This window comes from Pseudonocardia sp. C8 (assembly GCF_014267175.1).
Taxonomy (GTDB): domain Bacteria; phylum Actinomycetota; class Actinomycetes; order Mycobacteriales; family Pseudonocardiaceae; genus Pseudonocardia.
This window is the reverse complement of sequence record NZ_JACMTR010000002.1, coordinates 3,486,129-3,503,293: the sequence shown is the minus strand read 5'-3', so window position 1 is coordinate 3,503,293 and position 17,165 is coordinate 3,486,129. Positions and strand designations below refer to the sequence as shown.

The window sequence follows — 17,165 nt, the reverse complement described above, 5'->3', positions numbered from 1 at the left end:
ACGGTGTCCCGCAGCCGGGCCAGCGTCTCCTCGCGCGGCAGCAGCGGGCAGGTCGCGCAGTACTGCTCGCCGTGCACCCGCGAGGTGTAGTAGAGGCAGCACACCGACCGCCTGCGGAACAGCTCGACGGTGCCGCCGTTCGGCACCTCGACCCAGTCCGGCCGCACGCGAAGCGACCGCACGGCGGCGCCGGCCAGCGTGGACTCGAACTCGGCCCGGGCGGCGGGGAGGTCCCCGCCGGCCCGGCCGGCCAGCAGGAACCCGTTGCCGAGCCGGTCGGCGACCGTCTGCCACAGCGCCCGGCGGCCGCGCCGGGACAGTCGAGAGGCCGTCTCGACGACCGGGGCGAAAGCGTCATGCGCCCAGTCGAGCAGCGCGGCGCGGAGCCGGTCGCGGTCCGGGACGCGCTCGGTGCCGGGTTCCCCGGCGAGCGGGTCCCCGTCGAGCACGAGCAGCGGGGTGGCCGGGTCCAGCAGCAGCCGCGGTGTCGTACCGGAGTCCGCGGTGGCGCGCACGAACGCCATCGTCGACGGGTCCGGCAGCGGGACCCGTGCGGTGCGGAACAGCAGCTCCGCCGTGGCGCCCACGGCCGGCCCGGCGAGCCGGGCAACCAGCGTCTGCCCGGCCAGCGCCCGGCTGCCGTCGAGCTCGGCGTCCAGTGCGTCCAGCGCCGGCGACATCGTCTCCTCGGCGGCGAACCCGGCGAGGGTCGTCCCCGGTGGATCGCCCGCCGCGCGGACCCGCACCGGCCAGTACGGCGCGGTCCCCGCGGCCTCGGCGAGCGTCGCGACGAGCGGGGAGGCCATTCCGCGATCGTAGGACGCCGTGCCGGGTGGGGCAGCCGGGCCGCCGACCGTCGATCCGGTGATCCTCTGCGTATCGACGCCGCGCGTTCCGCGGAACGCGGTGCCGTCGGCGGGGCGGGAGCGTGCAGGTCGACTGCCCCCGCCGAGTCGATCAGCGCGAAGGTGCTGTCGGCGGGGCGGGAGCGTGCTGCTCGACTGCCGCCGCCGAGTCGATCAGCACGATCGTGCCCAAACTGCGGCGGAAATGTGCAGCTCGACCGCGCCCACCGAGTCGATCAGCGCGATCGTGTCCTCGGCGGGGCGGGAATGTGCGGGTCGACCCGTCCCCGCCGAGTCGATCAGCGCGATCGTGCCTTCGGCGGGGCGGGAGCGTGCAGGTCGACCGCCGCCGTCGAGTCGATCAGCACGGACGTGCCCTCGGCGCGGACCGGCCGGCGGTCCCGAGGTAAGCGGCTTGATCGCTCACCGGGGCGGACGGCGGCGACATCGCACCCTCGGCGTACCGGGTGCACCAGGGTGGAGCCGGTACGCCGCCGGTTCGGGGTGCCGGGCCACCGTCGCGGGGTGCGAGGGCGGCGGCGATCCGCTCGTCTCGGAAGTGAGCCGCGTCGCACGAACCACAGACAGTCAACCCTGACTGTTCTCTGTTACCGTCGTGCTCGTCGACGGCGCCGCCGAGCGCCGAAACCAACCCGTCGCGAAGGAGCGTGGGACGTGCGAGACGCCGTCATCGTCGAGGCCGTGCGCACACCGGTCGGCAAGCGCAAGGGCGGGCTGGCAGGGGTGCACCCGGCCGACCTCTCCGCCCACGTGCTGCGGAGCCTGGCCGAGCGGTCCGGGATCGACCCCGCCGAGATCGAGGACGTCGTCTGGGGCTGCGTGTCCCAGAGCGGGGAGCAGACCTTCGACATCGGCCGCACCGCCGCGCTCGCCGCCGGCTTCCCCGAGTCGGTGACCGGCGTGACGGTCGACCGCCAGTGCGGGTCGAGCCAGCAGTCGGTGCACTTCGCGGCCGCCGGGCTGGTCGCGGGACACTACGACGTCGTCGTCGCCGGCGGGGTCGAGTCGATGACCCGGGTGCCGATGGGTTCCTCGCGCGGGGACCAGGACCCGCTGGGCGCGGACTTCCACGCCCGCTACGGCGTCTCGCCGAACCAGGGCGTCGGCGCCGAGATGATGTCGGAGAAGTGGGGGTTCTCCCGCACCGAGCTGGACCAGTTCGCGCTGGCATCGCACGACCGTGCGGCGGCCGCGCAGGACGGCGGCCGGTTCGACGCCCAGCTCGCCCCGGTCGCCGGCGTGACCGCCGACGAGGGCGTGCGCCGCGGCGGCACCCTGGAGGCGCTGGCCCAGCTCAAGACGGTGTTCAAGGACGCAGACCAGGGCGGGGTCATCCATGCCGGGAACTCCTCGCAGATCTCCGACGGCGCGGCGGCGCTGCTGATGACCACGAGCGAGAAGGCGCGCGAGCTCGGCCTGACCCCGATCGCGCGGGTGCACACCGCGGTGCTGGCCGGTGCCGACCCGGTGATGATGCTGAGCGCGCCGATCCCGGCCACCGAGAAGGCGCTGCGCCGGTCCGGGCTGTCGGTGGCCGACATCGGGGTGTTCGAGGTCAACGAGGCGTTCGCGCCGGTGCCGCTGGCGTGGCTGGCCGACATCGCCGGTGGGGACGCGGCCGTGGCCGGGCGGATGAACCCGAACGGCGGCGCGATCGCGCTCGGGCACCCGCTGGGCGCGTCCGGCGCCCGGATCATGACGACGCTCGTGCACCACATGCGTGACCAGGGCATACGGTACGGCCTGCAGACCATGTGCGAGGGCGGCGGTCAGGCCAACGCGACCATCCTGGAGCTCGTGGGCGGGAAGTAGGGTCCCGGCCCTCGTTCCCACTCACGACACCACCCCGAGAGGACACCCGAATGGACATCAACGGAGCCGTCGCCGTCGTCACCGGCGGCGCATCCGGCCTCGGCCTGGCGACCACGGAGAAGTTCGTGGAGCAGGGCGCGAAGGTCGTGATCATCGACCTGCCGTCGTCGCAGGGCGCGGCGGTCGCCGAGAAGCTGGGCGAGGCGGTGCGGTTCGTGCCGGCGGACGTGACCAGCTCCGAGCAGGTGGGTGCGGCGCTGGACGTCGCCGAGGAGCTCGGCACCCTGCGGGTCGCGGTCAACTGCGCCGGGATCGGCAACGCCGCCAAGACCTACGGCAAGAAGGGCGCGTTCCCGCTCGAGGGGTTCACCAAGGTCGTCAACGTCAACCTGATCGGCACGTTCAACGTGATCCGGCTGGCTGCCGAGCGGATCGCGAAGGCCGAGCCGGTCGACGGCGACCGGGGCGTGGTGGTGAACACCGCGTCGGTGGCGGCGTTCGAGGGGCAGATCGGGCAGGCCGCGTACTCGGCGTCGAAGGGCGGCATCGTCGGCATGACCCTGCCGATCGCCCGCGACCTGGCCGACCTGGGCATCCGGGTGGTGACGATCGCGCCGGGGCTGTTCGAGACCCCGTTGCTGGGCGCGCTGCCCGAGGACGTCAAGGCCTCCCTCGGGACGCAGGTGCCGCACCCGTCCCGGCTGGGGCAGCCGGCCGAGTACGCGTTGCTGGCCGCGCACATCGTGGAGAACCCGATGCTCAACGGCGAGACGATCCGCCTGGACGGCGCGATCCGGATGCAGCCGCGGTAACCGGCGATGAAGCGCACGCTCTACGAATCCGACCACGAGGACTTCCGGGCCGCGTTCCGGGCCTTCGTCGAGAAGGAGATCGTCCCGCACGAGCCGCAGTGGGAGCGCGACGGCATCGTGTCGCGCGAGCTGTTCACCACGGCCGGCGCGAACGGCTTCCTGGGCATCGACGTGCCCGAGGCCTACGGCGGTGGCGGGGTCCCGGACTTCCGGTTCAACGCCGTGATCGCCGAGGAGCTCATGCGGTCCGGCGCGGCGGCGTCCGGGCTGGGCCTGACCCTGCACAACGACATCGTCATGCCCTACCTGCTCAGCTTCTGCTCCGAGGAGCAGAAGCAGCGGTGGCTGCCCGGCGCGGTGCGCGGCGAGCAGGTCCTCGCCATCGCGATGACCGAGCCGGGCATCGGTTCGGACCTGGCGTCGATGTCGACGACCGCGATCCGGGACGGCGACCACTACGTCGTCAACGGGGCGAAGACGTTCATCACCAACGGCATCAACGCCGACCTGGTCGTCGTCGCGGTGAAGACCGACCCGTCGCAGAAGCACAAGGGCATGAGCCTTCTGGTGCTCGAGCGCGGGATGCCCGGCTTCGAGCGCGGCCGCAACCTGGACAAGCTCGGCCAGCACGCGCAGGACACGGCCGAGCTGTCGTTCACCGACGTGAAGGTGCCGGTGGAGAACCTGCTCGGGCCCGAGGAAGGGCAGGGCTTCACCCAGCTGGTCACCAAGCTGCCCCAGGAACGGCTCTCGATCGCGGTCGCGGCCGTGGCGGCGGCACGGACCGCGCTGACCGAGACCCTGGCCTACGTGAAGGAGCGCAAGGCGTTCGGCGCCCCGATCGGGTCGTTCCAGAACTCGAAGTTCGTGCTGGCCGAGCTGGACACCGAGATCGACATCGCCGAGCACTACGTCGACGACTGCGTCCGCGCCCTCAACGCGGGCGAGCTCACCGCCGTGGACGCGTCCAAGGCGAAGTACTGGTGCACCGAGCTGCAGGGCAAGGTCGTCGACCGGTGCCTGCAGCTTCACGGCGGCTACGGGTACATGACCGAGTACCCGATCTCCAAGGCCTATGCCGACGCCCGGATCACCCGGATCTACGGTGGCACGACCGAGATCATGAAGGAGGTCATCGGTCGGGGACTCGGGCTCTGACCGGCGAGGTCATGAGCACCGAACGAGTCCCGGTCTCCCGGACCCGGGCGCAGCGCTCCGAGGACAGCCGCGCCCGGATCCTGGACGCCGCCGTCACCTGCCTGATCGACGGCGGCTACGCGCGCGCGACCACGCTCACGATCCAGTCCGAGGCCGCGGTGTCCCGGGGACGGCTGCTGCACCACTTCCCGTCCCGGGACCGGCTGCTGGTGGCGGCCGCCCAGCACCTGGCCGTCAAGCGGGTCGCCGACACCGAGCGACGGGTCCGGCAGGTGGTGGAGCAGAACCCGCCGGCGGACGTGTTCGAGCGCGCGGACCGGGTCATCGAGCTGCTCTGGGAGAGCTTCTCCGAGCCGCACTTCTGGGCGTCGATCGAGCTGTGGACGGCGGCCCGGGTGAACGGCGAGATCGCCGACGCGCTGCGGCCGGAGGAGCGGCGCCTCGGTGCCGCGATCCGCGGCTCGATGGCCCGGATGTTCGGGGAGGAGCTCGCGTCCCGGGCCCGGTTCCGGCAGCTGCGCGACCTGCTGCTGACCTCGATGCGCGGCGCGGCGATGACCTACACCTTCGATCCGCGCGACCCGCGGAACGACTCGATGCTCGAGCAGTGGAAGGACCTGGCCCGCGTCCTGCTCGCGTGCTCCGGCGCCTGAGGGCCGGCGCCCGGATCAGGCCCCGCCGCGCAGCCCGCTCCACGCCTGCCACAGGTGGGCGAACCGCCCGCCGGCCGCCATCAGCTCCCGGGGCGGCCCGGACTCGACCGGGCGCCCGCCGTCGAGCACGAGCACCGTGCCGGCCTCGGTGACCTGGCCGAGCCGGTGCGCGACGACGACCGCGGTGCGCCCGGCGAGCGCGGCGTCGGCCGCGCGTTCCAGGACGGCGGCCCCGGCGCTGCCCGCCTCCGCCGTCGCCTCGTCGAGGACGGCGACCGCGGGATCGGCGAGGACGAGGCGGGCCAGCGCCAGCTGCTGGGACTGCACCACGGTCAGCGGGTGCCCGCCCTGCCCGACGACCGTGCCCAGCCCGTCGGGCAGGGCGGCGACCCATTCCTCGGCGCCGACGGTGCGCAGCGCCGCCCGCAGCTCGTCGTCCCCGGCGTCCGGGCGGGCCAGCCGCAGGTCGTCGGCGAGCGGGCCGGCGAACACGTGCACCTCCTGGGTCACGAGCACGACCGGCCGGCACCCGGCCCCGAGCCGGTCCAGCGGCACACCACCGATCTCGACGGATCCCGCGTCCGGGCGGTGCATCCCGGCGAGCAGCTTCGCCAGCGTCGACTTGCCCGCCCCGCTGGCGCCGACCAGCGCGACCCGCGCGCCCGGCGGCACGTCGAGGTCCACCCCGGACAGTGCAGGATGGCCGTCGACGTAGGAGTGTGTGAGTCCGCGGGCCCGCACCCCGCCGTCGGCGGGCTCCGCCGGGCGGTCCGGCGGGGGCGGGGGCGCGAGGTCGGCCACGCCCACGATGCGGCGCAGGCCCGCGGCCGCCGACTGCGCCGCGTCCAGCTGGAACAGCACGATGTTGATCGGCGTGAAGAGGTTCACGAAGTACAGGGCCGCGGCGCTGGCCGTGCCGATCGTCGCCGTCCCGTTGCCGACCAGCACGAACCCGGCCACCAGCACCCCGGTCAGGCCGGCCAGCTCACCCGCGTTGAGCCGCCCGAAGAACCGGGTCTGCAGCAGCACCAGCCGCCGCCCGATCGCGGCGACCTCGTCGGCCCGGTCGCCGACCCGGCGCAGGTGCTCGTCGGTGAGCCGGAACGCCCGCACGGTCGACACCCCGGACGCGGTGTCGAGCAGCTGCTGCTGCTGGGCGCCGCCGGCGATCCGCTCCTCGGCGTAGAGCGCGCCGGAGCGGGTGAGGAACCAGCGCGCGGTGACCACCTGGATCGGGACCGCGAGCAGCGCGCCCAGCAGGAACCGCCAGTCCAGGGCGGCCAGCCCGACCAGGGTCAGCGCGATGAGCAGGGCGGCCCGGGCGAACGCCGGCAGCGCCTCCCGGACGGCCTCGGCGACCACCGTGACGTCGTCGGTCACCCGGGAGGTGAGGTCGCCGGACCCGGCCCGCTCGAGGGTGTCGAGCGGCAGCTCGAGGGCGTGCTCGACGAACCGCTCGCGCAGCCGGGCCAGCATCGTCTCGCCGACCCGCGCGATCAGCGCGACACCGGCGAACGCCAGCACCCCCTGGCCGACCGCGATCGCGGCCAGCCCGAGGACCGGCCCGGTGACCGCGTCGGCACCGGCGCCGGCGACGGCCGCGTCGACGATCCGGCCGAGCAGCGGGGCGGCGAGCAGGCTGACCGCGGACCCGGCGACCAGTGCGGCCACCGCGAGTGGCCGCGGCCCGGTTCGGCCGCAGCAGCTCGCGCAACGCGGCCCGGGTCCGGGGTCCGCTCGCGACCGGCAGGAGGCGGGGACCGGCGGAGCCGGCGGGCGCGGTCATCCGGTCACCGTCGCGCGGTAGTCGTCGTCGCCGGTCATCAGGTCCTCGTGGGTCGCGTCGGCGGCCACGCGGCCCCCGCGCAGCACGACGACGCGGTCGGTGACGGCGAGCAGTGCCGGGCTGGTCGTCAGCAGCAGCGTGGTGTGCCCGGCCCGGAACTCCCGCAGCCGGTGCGCGATCTCGATCTCGGTGACGGCGTCGACGGCCGTGGTCGGGTCGTGCAGCACGAGCACCGGTGGCCCGGCGGCGAGCGCCCGGGCGAGCGCGATCCGCTGCCGCTGACCGCCGGATAGCGAGCTGCCGCGGGAGGCCACAGCGGTGTCCGTGCCGCCGGGCAGCGCCTCCACGGCCTGGTCGGCCCGGGCGGCCGCCATCGCGGGTTCCGGATCCGCGGCGGGCTCGGCGGCGGCCAGCACGTTGTCCCGGACGGTTCCGGTGAACAGGTGCGCATCGTGCGCGGCGACCAGCACGTGGGAGCGCAGGACGGCCGGGTCCACGTCCCCGGCCGGGATCCCGCCGACGAGGATCCGCCCGCCGTCCGGTTCGGTGTCGCGGGCCAGGCAGGCGGCCAGCGCGCCCGCCGCCGCGGGGTCCGCCGTCACCACACCGAGCAGCTGACCGGCCGGTACCTGCAGGTCCAGGCCGTCGATCGGGCCGTGGCGCAGCCCGCGCAGCTCCAGTGCCCGTGGCGCGGAGCGGGGCGGACGCGTCCCGTTGCCGGGGCCGACGGCCCGGGGTGCGGAGAGCAGCTCCGCGATCCGGGCCGCGGACGCCCGGGCCTGGGCGGCGCGGGCCCCCACCATCCCGACCGTCTGCAGCGGGCCGACCAGGAACTGCGCCAGCCCGACCGCGGAGACCAGGTTGCCGACGGTGATCGCCCCTTCCAGCGCGAGCCGGCCCCCGACCAGCGCGATCACGGCCAGGAACAGGCCGTTGGCGAGCTGGACGGTGCCGAGGAACCCGGCCTCCGCCCGGGTGGCCCGCACGGTCGCCGCCAGCGCGGTCCGGCTCGTCCGGGCGTACTGCGCGGACGCGGCGCGCCCGGCCCCGAGTCCCTTGAGGACCCGGATCCCGGAGACGAGGTCCGCGGCCGTGCCGGCGGCCCGGGCGGCGCGCTCCTGCTCGGCACCGCTGCGCCGCTCCAGCGGTTTCCCGACCCGGCTGACCAGCCAGAGCAGCGGCGGCGTGCCGAGCAGGATCAGCAGGCCGAGCGGGAGGGAGATCCGCAGCAACGCGACGGCGGCGACGGCGAGCGCGGCCAGTGCCGCCGCGGCGACCGGGATCCAGAGGTTCATCACCGCCACCCGCTTGGCGTCCGCGATGGCGATCGAGCTGATCGAGCCGGGCAGCCGGCCGGCCTCGGCGCCGCCGCGGTGCTCGAGCAGCCGGCGGGCGATCCGGACCCGCAGGCCGGCGTCCGCGCGCAGGTCCGCGTGCAGGGCGTGCCGGGCCCCGAACCGGTAGCAGGAGGACAGCAGCGCGAAGTCCGCGGCCAGCACCAGCAGCCACAGCAGCAGCCGGGCCGGGTGGCCGGTGGCGACCGCCTGGTCGATCACGACGCCGACCAGCACCGGGACGAGTGCCTCACCGACCTGGTGGCCGCACAGCAGGACGGTCGCGGCCGCGACCCGGCCGCGGAACGCGGCGACGGTCCCGGTCACCACCCCGCGTGCGGTGACCGCGGGCGCGTCGCCCGCATCCTCGATCATGAAGGCAGGCTAACCTCATGCCGGTCGTGCGTCCGCGCGAGCGTCACGGGGCCGCCTCGCGTTCCAGGCGCAGCACCTCCAGGTGCTGCTCGTACTGGTCGAGGACGTCGTCGATGAGCTGGCCGTAGCTGTAGCCCATGACGTTGTAGCCCTGGCCGCCGCCGTGCAGGTGCACCTCGACGCGGTGGTGGTCCGTCCAGTCGGTGACGCCGCTGCTACGGGTGTCCCCGGCGGTGCCGTCGCCGTCGAGCGAGTACCGCGGCAGCCCGGTGATCCGTGGTACGAGCCGGTAGACGAACGGCAGCGTCTCGTGCACGTCCGCGACGAGCTCGAGCGGGCGCGTGCCCTCCGGTCGCGCCTCGCCGGGCTCGAGCTCGGGGGCCTCGGAGTCGTCGCACCGCTGCACCCGGGTCGGCACGCCCTGGTTGCGCAGCTCCGCGGCGACGTCCTCGAGCACCGCCGTGGCGGTGCCGGAGAGGAACTGGTCGGCGCCCCGCTGGTCGGCGTGCCCCATCGTGCGGCGGAGCCGCAGGCGCCAGTCGAGTCCCGCGGTGCCGTCGTCACCGGCGCCGGGCCGGGTGTCCCGGCTCCGGCCGGACAGCAGCGCGGGCAGGCTGGAGCGCCTGCTCTCGGAGCGGTGCCGCTCCAGGCGCAGCGCCCGGAACAGACCGAACATCACCAGGACGATGACGAACGCGAACGGCAGCCCCATGATCACCGTGGCGTTCTGCAGGGTGGTGATCCCGCCGACGAAGAGCATCCCCAGCGTGAGCAGCCCGGTCGCGGCGGCCCAGAAGATGCGGTTGGGGATCGAGCCGTCGTCCCGTGGTGTCCTGCGGTACGAGGTCAGGTTGGCCATGACCAGCGCGCCGGAGTCCGCGGAGGTGACGTAGAACAGCAGACCGGTCAGCGTGGCGAGCCCGGCCAGGAACGGGAACCACGGGTAGTCGCGCAGCAGCATGTAGAAGCCGGTCTCGGGCGCGTTCACCGCGGTGTCGGCGAGCGCGGTGTTGCCGGCCCGGACGCTCTCCAGCGCGGCGTTGCCGAAGATCGAGATCCAGAACAGGATGTAGAAGAACGGGATCGCCATCGCGCCGAGGACGAACTGGCGGATCGTCCGCCCACGCGAGATGCGGGCGAGGAACAGCCCGACGAACGACGCCCAGGCGATCCACCACGCCCAGAAGAAGAGCGTCCAGAGGTTCATCCACTCGCCGACCGCCGGGTCGTCCTGCTCGAACGCGAACGTCTCCATCGTGAGCGTCGGGAAGCTCGACAGGTAGTCGCCGAGGTTGGTGACGAGCGCGTTGAGCAGGAACGACGTGTTCCCGGTGACCAGGATGAACACCGCGAGCAGCACGGTCGCGAGCACGTTCAGCTCGGACAGGCGCTTGATGCCCCGGTCGACACCGGACACCGCGGAGACCGTCGCGATCACGACGGCGACGACGACCAGCACCACCTGCGCCGGCAGGCCCTGCGGGACGCCGAACATCACGTCCAGGCCGACGTTGAGCAGCACCACGGCGATGCCCAGCGACGTCGCGACGCCGAAGATCGTGCCGAGCACGGCGGCCAGGTCGACGGCGTGCCCGATCCGGCCGAACACCCGCTTGCCGATCAGCGGGTAGAGCGCCGAGCGGATCGACAGGGGCAGCTCGCGCCGGTAGGCGAAGTAGGCCAGCGCGATCCCCATGAGCGCGTACATGCCCCAGCCGGTGAGGCCGTAGTGGAACAAGGTCCACACCGTCGCCTCGCGCGCCGCCTGGACCGTTCCCGGCTCACCGGCCGGTGGCGCGGTGAACTGGGTGATCGGCTCGGCGACCGAGAAGAACATGAGGTCGGTGCCGATGCCCGCGGCGAACAGCATCGCGGCCCACGACATGTTCGAGAAGTCCGGCTTCGAGTGGTCCGGCCCGAGCCTGGTGTTCCCGTACCGCGACACCGCGAGGAACAGCACGAACGCGAGGACGGCCGTGGCGACCAGGACGTAGAACCAGCCGAAGCCGCCGGCGATGAACTCGACACCGAGCCCGATCACGGTATCGGCGTTCTCCGGGAGCAGGATCGCCCAGGCGGCGACGAGCAGGACCCCGATCGCCGAGCCGTAGAAGACGGGCTTGTTGAGCCGTACGTCCGGCCCGCCGGCATCGCCGCCACCGGATCGGGACTCCGTCGCGAGAGGCGGGCTGTCGCTCATCGGGATCCTCCTCGTGGACGAGTCGAACGTGAGGACCCTATTCAGGGAGGCGGCGCGTCGGCCATTCCCGCGGGTAACGAATAGGTGCCGCTCTCAGCCGCCCTGCGGCCTGCCCTGCAGCGCGGCGTCGAGCTGCGGCGCGACCGTGTCGATCGCGTACGGCAGCGACAGCGGGCTGGAGTACCCCAGTGCGCCCGCGAGCTCGGTGGCGAAGCCGCCCAGGTAGACGACGCGGCCCTCCCGCACCGCCGGGACGGCCGAGAAGACCGGGTCGGCCTCGGCCTCGGCGCGGGTGCGTCCCATGACCACGACGACATCGCCGTCGAGCCGGCCCTGCTGCTCGAGCGACAGCTGCTGCGAGTCCGGGCGGACCTCGAAGCCGAGCCCGTCGAACAGCTGCGCGCGCAGGTCGTCGGTCCCGAGGTCCCAGGGCGCGCCCTCGACGAAGAAGGCCATCCGCAGCCGCTTCCCGGCGAAACCCGGGTGGGCCCGCTCGGCCTCCTCGAACCTCGCCCGGGTCGCGGCGATCACCTGGTCGGCCTGCGCGGTGCGGCCCAGTGCCTGCCCGGTGATCCGGGTCTGGGTGTCCCAGCGTGCGGCGTTCGACCCGTCCGCGGTCGGCTGGGCCACGGTCGGCGCGATCCGCGACAGCGCGTCGTAGGTGGCGCGGTCGAGGAACGAGTAGACGCCGAGGATCAGGTCCGGCTTCAGCGCCGCGACCTGCTCGACCGACGGGGTGCTGCCGGCGAGGACCTGCGGGGTCGGGCCGGGTGCGGGCTGCGGCAGCCAGGCACGCCGCTGCCAGTCGAAGTCACCCTGGAACTCGCGCTCGGCGACCGGCTGCACGCCGAGCGCCATCACGAAGTCGGCCTCGTTGTAGCCGATCGCGACGACCCTCCGGGGCGGTGCGGCGATCGTGGTCGAGCCGAACGCGTGGTGCAGCGTGACCGGGAACGCGCCGGCCGGAGGCGGCTGGCCGGTGGCCCCGGGCGCGCCGCCGGCCGTGCAACCGGTCAGGACGAGGAGGACCGCGCACGCGGCGAGCGTGCGCGGCACGGCGTGCGGCATCTGGAGGTCCCTTCCCGGGCTCCACCGTCCGGCAGAAGCGGTGGAGGCGGCCCTATCGGAAGGAAAGGGTAGCTTTACCTATGTACGGAGTCACGGTGTGGCGGTGAGGATGTCCCAGAGCTGCTCGAGATGCTCGCGGTTCGTCCCGACCGCGCCGAACGCCACCCGCACCACCGGGCGGCCGTCGATCTCGGTGCCGGACAGCAGCACCCGCCCATCGGCGTTGACCCGCTCCAGCAGCGCGGTGGTCGCGGTGTCGCCGGCGCTCGCCCGCAGGCAGACCAGCGACAGCACCGGCTCGCAGGCCAGCTCGAGGTCGTCGTGCCGCCGGATCCGGTCGGCGAGCTCCCCGGCGAGCGCGATGTGCCCGCGCAGGTGCGCGCGCAGCCCGGACAGGCCCTGGCCGTGCAGCACCGCCCAGAGCTTCAAGGCGCGGAACCGCCGGCCGAGCGGGATCTGCCAGTCCCGGAAGTCGACGACCGCGCCGGACGCCGACGCCGCGTCGCGCAGGTAGGGCGGTGTGATCGACAGCGCGGCCGGGAGGGCCGCCGCGTCGCGGACCCAGAACAGGGACGCGTCGAACGCCGTGAGCAGCCACTTGTGCGCGTCGGTGCAGAACGAGTCGGCGCCGGCCACGCCGTCGACCACCCAGCGGTGCTCGGGGCAGAGCGCGGCCACCCCGGCCCACGCGGCGTCGACGTGCACCCAGGCGGCGTGCTCCGCGGCGGTGGCGACGATCGCGGCGACCGGGTCGGACGCCCCGGTCGAGGTGGTCCCGACGGTCGCGCAGACCAGCACCGGCACGCACCCGGCCTCGGCGTCGGCGCGCATCGCCGCACGCAGCGCGGCGGGGTCCATCGAGCGGGTGCCGGGGGAGCAGGGGACGGTGTGGAGTCCGGTCCCGCCCAGCCCGGCGACCCGCGCCGCCTTCGCCAGCGACGAGTGGGTCTCGGAGGTGACGTAGACGCGCTCCCGCCCGGTCACGCCCCGGACCCGCCAGCCGCACTCCGGGTCGGGCGCGGCCCGGTGCAGCGCCGCGGTCAGCGCGACCAGCGCCGCCGACGACGCCGAGTCCTGGATGGCGCCGCCGCCCCCGCCGTCGTGGGTGAAGTCCTCCGGCAGCCCGAGCGCGCGGGCGAGCTGGTCGGTGATCGCCTGCTCGACCTCGGTGCAGGCAGGGGAGGTCGACCAGAGCATCCCCTGGGCCCCGGCGGCGCCGGAGAGCAGGTCACCGAGCAGCGAGGTCAGCGAGGCGTTCGCCGGGAAGAACGCGTGGAACCCGGGGTGCTGCCAGCGCGTGTCGGCGTCGCCGGTGACGGCCTCGACCAGCTCCGGGAACCCGGCCAGGGGCGCGGGGTGTTCGGCGGCCTCGCGGGCGAACCGGGCCCGCACGGTGCCCGGTGCGACGTCGTCGCGGACCGGCTGGTGTTCGATCCCGGCCCGTGCGTCCGCGACCGCGTCGACGAACAGGTGGCCGAGCGTGCGGAACTCGTCGGGCGTGAGGTCGGGCACGGGCCGCGACGCTACTCAGTGGGCGTGCAGGCCGGCGAGATCCCACTCCGGCAGCGGGTCGTCGAGCGCGCGCCAGGCCCGTGGGCCGGCCAGCAGCTCGTCGTCGGTGAGCAGCGCGCGGTCGAGGCGGGCGGTGACGTCGTCGCGGGTCAGGCCCAGCCCGATGAACACGATCTCCTGGCCGCGGATCCCATCGAACGACGACCACGGCGCCGCGGGGTCGAGCGCCATGTTCGGCCCGGCCTGCGACCAGAGCCCGGCAACATCCGGCCGGGTCGCGATCCAGCAGAAACCCTTGCTGCGCAACAGGCCCGGCCAGTCGCCGAGCGCGTCCAGCAGGCGGGCCGGGTGGAACGGGCGGGCGGCCCGCCAGGTCACCGAGGCGATGCCGTACTCCTCGGTCTCCGGCGTGTGCGAGCCGGTCAGCTCCTGGGCCCAGCCGGGGGTGCGGGCAGCCGCGGCGGGGTCGTGGCGGTGGGTGTCGAGCAGCGTGCGGACCGGGACCGCGCCGCGGACCGCCCGGACGACGGTGGCTCCCGGGTTCATCCGGCGCAGCAGCGCCTCGATCCGGCCGAGGCGGTGCGGCGGGACCAGGTCGGTCTTGTTGACGACCAGCAGGTCGGCGAACTCGACCTGGTCGGCGAGCAGGTCGGCCAGCGTCCGCTCGTCGCCCTCTGCGGCCTGCAACCCGCGGTCGGCGAGCGAGTCCTCGGTGGTCAGGTGGGTCTCGAAGGTGGACGCGTCGACGACGGTGATCATCGTGTCCAGCCGGGCGACGTCGGAGAGCGCCGTGCCGTCCTCGAAGGTCCACTCGAAGGTGGCCGCGACCGGCATCGGCTCGGAGATCCCGGTCGACTCGACGACGACGTGGTCGTAGCGACCCTCGGCGGCCAGCTCGCCGACGGTGGCCAGCAGGTCCTCGCGCAGCGTGCAGCAGATGCAGCCGTTGGTCAGCTCGACCAGCCGTTCCTCGGTGCGGTGCAGTGTGCCCTGCCCGGCGACGAGGGCGGCGTCGATGTTGACCTCGCTCATGTCGTTGACGACGACGGCGACCCGCCGGCCCTCCCGGTTGGCCAGCAGGTGGTCGAGCAGGGTCGTCTTCCCCGCCCCGAGAAATCCGGACAGGATCGTGACGGGTACGCGTCGGTCGGCCATGACGCTAATGGTAACGATGTTCGATGTGTATCCGGTGGTGCGGGGAGTAGTGTGATCGCCATGCGTCCGATCCGACCGGCCTGCTGGTGGTGGCTGCGTACCGCAGCCGGGTAGACGCACGTCCGCGGGCTGCACGAGCAGCCCGCCGGTGTCCGAGCGCGGTCCCTCGTGCGGCTCGTCCGTACTACAGAGGAGACCCACCGATGAACTCGTTCGCCGCCACCGTCGACCGCATGCCCGGCCTGCGTGCGGAGATCGCCGCTGACCCGGCCGCGCACCGCGTCCTGACCGGGGACCGGCCCACCGGCCCGCTGCACCTCGGGCACCTGGTGGGGTCGATCGCCGAACGCGTCCGCCTGCAACGCTCCGGCGTCGACGTGTTCGTGATCGTGGCCGACTACCAGGTGATCACCGATCGGGAGACCGCGGACCGGGTGGGCGAGCACGTGCACGGCGCGGTGCTCGACCTGCTCGCCGCCGGTCTCGACCCGGACCGGACGACGATCTTCACCCACTCGGCCGTTCCCGCGCTGAACCAGCTGATGCTTCCGTTCCTGTCCCTGGTGACCGAGGCCGAGCTGCACCGCAACCCGACCGTGAAGTCCGAGCTCGCCGCGTCCGGGCGTGCGCTGTCCGGGCTGCTCCTCACCTACCCGGTGCACCAGGCCGCGGACATCCTGTTCTGCAAGGCCGATCTCGTGCCGGTGGGCAAGGACAACCTGCCGCACGTCGAGCTGACCCGGACGATCGCGCGGCGGTTCGCCGAGCGCTACGCACCGATCTTCCGGGTTCCCGAGCCGATGGTCACCGCCGCGCCGGAGATCCCCGGGCTCGACGGTCGCAAGATGTCGAAGTCCTACGGCAACGCGATCGCGCTCGGCATGACCGCGGACGAGACGGCCGCGGTGATCCGCCGCACCCGCACGGACCCCGAACGCCGGATCAGCTTCGATCCCGGCACGCGTCCCGGGGTGTCGGGCCTGCTGTCGACGGCCGCGCTGTGCACCGGCCGCAGCCCGGTGGAGATCGCCGAGCAGATCGGCGACGGCGGCGCCGGGCTACTGAAGAAGATCACGACGGAGGCGGTCAACACCCACCTCGCGGCGCACCGCGCCCGGCGCGCCGAGCTGGCCTGCGAGCCCGGCCTCGTCCGGTCCGTGCTGGCCCGCGGCAACGCGGCGGCGAACGCCGTCGCCGACACCACACTGGACGAGGTGCGGGACGCGATGGGGATGCGGTACTGATCGGCGCAGACCGGCTGATGCGCTCGACGGCGTCCTCGCTCGGTGCGGGGAGCAGCGCGGTGCCGTCCGTCAGGAGGCGCGGCGAATGATCTTCTCCCGGATCTCCGGGAGGAGGTCGTCCCCGGCGGCCAGCAGCTCGGGCAGCCGGCCGGGCTCACGGAGCAGGGCGTGGAACGCGGCGCCGACGGTGACGCCGTGTCCCGGCCGGTGCTCGACGCGCACCTCGTCACCGGCGCGCACCGCGCCCGGTTCGAGGACCCGCAGGTACGCACCCGGGCGCCCGGCCGCGGTGAACGTCCGCACCCAGCCCGCGCGGCCCAGCCAGGACGAGAACGTCCGGCACGGGATCCGCGGCGCCGTGACCTGCAGCAACGCGTCGCCGACCCGCCAGCGCTCGCCCAGCTCGGCGCCGGTCACCTCGACGCCGCGGGTGGTGAGGTTCTCCCCGAAGGAGCCGGCGCGCACCGGGCCGAGCTCGGAGGCGAAGGCGTCGAGGTCCTCCCGGGCGTACGCGTAGACCGCCTGGTCGGGGCCGCCGTGATGCCGGGTGTCGCAGATCGTGTCGCCGACCAGGCCGCTCGCCCCGGTCCCGGGGACGTCGACGCGGACCGGCCCCGCCGCCGGGCGCTTGTCGATGCCGGACGTACCGGACTTGGCGCGCAGGGGGCGCGCGGTACCGACGTTGACGGACTCGAGGAGATCCACCCGTGGACCGTAGAACGCGCGTGTCGTGGTGGGCGACCGGTTTCGGTGGGGACCGTCCGGGCCCGGGGCGGGATCGTGCTGATCGATCCGGGCGTGGCGCTCGGGTTGCACGTTGTCGCCCTGTCCGGGGCGACGCCGTGCTGATCGACTCGTGTGTGGGGCTCGAGGTGCGCGTTCTCGCCCCGAGCGGGGCGCGTGCGTGCTGATCGATCTGGGTGTGGGGCTCGGGTTGCGCGTTGTCGTCCTGTCTGGGGCGGGTTCGTGCTGATCGACTCAGGCGGGGCGGTCGGGTTGCGCGGTGTCGCCCCCAGCGGGGCGGGTTCGCGCTGATCGACTCGGTCGCGGCGCTCGGACCGGGCTCGACCCGGCGCCCCGCCGGCCGGCGCGGGTGCCTTCGGCACCCCGTCCCTCGTCGCCCTCGGGGTGGCGGTGCCGCACGGCGCCGGCGCGGCCTGGTCGCGGTCGCGCTACGGGCGGCCGCGGGT

General features: G+C 74.0%; 12 protein-coding genes and 1 pseudogene. 5 read left to right on the top strand and 8 right to left on the bottom strand.

What is annotated here, in order from left to right; genetic code table 11:
• Nucleotides 1–44: 44 nt before the first annotated feature.
• Nucleotides 45–524, bottom strand: a pseudogene (locus tag H7X46_RS30735) ((2Fe-2S)-binding protein); the annotation flags it as partial.
• Nucleotides 525–1,520: 996 nt separating this feature from the next.
• Here H7X46_RS30735 and H7X46_RS16715 point away from each other — a divergent pair.
• From H7X46_RS16715 to H7X46_RS16700, 4 genes are read left to right on the top strand one after another with little or no spacing between them, the layout of a single operon-like run.
• Nucleotides 1,521–2,678, top strand: a complete 1,158-nt coding sequence (locus H7X46_RS16715) for an acetyl-CoA C-acyltransferase (RefSeq protein WP_186360290.1) — start codon at nt 1,521–1,523, stop codon at nt 2,676–2,678.
• Between the two features lie 50 nt (nt 2,679–2,728).
• Nucleotides 2,729–3,490, top strand: coding sequence for a 3-hydroxyacyl-CoA dehydrogenase (locus H7X46_RS16710; protein WP_186360289.1), 762 nt, complete (start codon nt 2,729–2,731; stop codon nt 3,488–3,490).
• Nucleotides 3,491–3,496: 6 nt separating this feature from the next.
• Nucleotides 3,497–4,648: an acyl-CoA dehydrogenase family protein gene (locus H7X46_RS16705; protein ID WP_186360288.1), complete on the top strand. Its 1,152-nt coding sequence runs from the start codon at nt 3,497–3,499 to the stop codon at nt 4,646–4,648.
• Nucleotides 4,649–4,659: 11 nt separating this feature from the next.
• The gene (locus tag H7X46_RS16700) at nt 4,660–5,301 is read left to right on the top strand and encodes a TetR/AcrR family transcriptional regulator (protein ID WP_186360287.1); all 642 of its coding nucleotides are present in this window, start codon (nt 4,660–4,662) and stop codon (nt 5,299–5,301) included.
• Nucleotides 5,302–5,316: 15 nt separating this feature from the next.
• On the opposite strand, the gene H7X46_RS16695 is transcribed toward H7X46_RS16700, so the two are convergent.
• The 6 genes from H7X46_RS16695 to H7X46_RS16670 all read right to left on the bottom strand — a co-directional run bounded on the left by H7X46_RS16695 (nt 5,317) and on the right by H7X46_RS16670 (nt 14,731).
• Nucleotides 5,317–6,972, bottom strand: a complete 1,656-nt coding sequence (locus H7X46_RS16695) for an ABC transporter ATP-binding protein (protein ID WP_370588811.1) — start codon at nt 6,970–6,972, stop codon at nt 5,317–5,319.
• A gap of 111 nt (nt 6,973–7,083) precedes the next feature.
• Nucleotides 7,084–8,796: an ABC transporter ATP-binding protein gene (locus H7X46_RS16690; RefSeq protein ID WP_186360286.1), complete on the bottom strand. Its 1,713-nt coding sequence runs from the start codon at nt 8,794–8,796 to the stop codon at nt 7,084–7,086.
• Nucleotides 8,797–8,839: 43 nt separating this feature from the next.
• Nucleotides 8,840–10,996, bottom strand: coding sequence for a choline BCCT transporter BetT (gene betT, locus H7X46_RS16685; protein WP_186360285.1), 2,157 nt, complete (start codon nt 10,994–10,996; stop codon nt 8,840–8,842).
• Nucleotides 10,997–11,089: 93 nt separating this feature from the next.
• Nucleotides 11,090–12,064, bottom strand: coding sequence for an ABC transporter substrate-binding protein (locus tag H7X46_RS16680; RefSeq protein ID WP_186360284.1), 975 nt, complete (start codon nt 12,062–12,064; stop codon nt 11,090–11,092).
• Nucleotides 12,065–12,154: 90 nt separating this feature from the next.
• Nucleotides 12,155–13,576 carry an aminotransferase class V-fold PLP-dependent enzyme gene (locus tag H7X46_RS16675; protein WP_186360283.1) on the bottom strand — a complete coding sequence of 474 codons (1,422 nt, stop codon included), beginning with the start codon at nt 13,574–13,576 and terminating at the stop codon, nt 12,155–12,157.
• 15 nt (nt 13,577–13,591) lie between these two features.
• The gene (locus H7X46_RS16670; RefSeq protein WP_186360282.1) at nt 13,592–14,731 is read right to left on the bottom strand and encodes a GTP-binding protein; all 1,140 of its coding nucleotides are present in this window, start codon (nt 14,729–14,731) and stop codon (nt 13,592–13,594) included.
• 203 nt (nt 14,732–14,934) lie between these two features.
• On the opposite strand from H7X46_RS16670, the gene trpS reads away from it, so the two are divergent.
• Nucleotides 14,935–15,975, top strand: a complete 1,041-nt coding sequence (gene trpS, locus H7X46_RS16665; protein ID WP_186360281.1) for a tryptophan--tRNA ligase — start codon at nt 14,935–14,937, stop codon at nt 15,973–15,975.
• A gap of 69 nt (nt 15,976–16,044) precedes the next feature.
• On the opposite strand, the gene H7X46_RS16660 is transcribed toward trpS, so the two are convergent.
• Nucleotides 16,045–16,680: an MOSC domain-containing protein gene (locus tag H7X46_RS16660; RefSeq protein WP_186360280.1), complete on the bottom strand. Its 636-nt coding sequence runs from the start codon at nt 16,678–16,680 to the stop codon at nt 16,045–16,047.
• Nucleotides 16,681–17,165 lie beyond the last annotated feature (485 nt).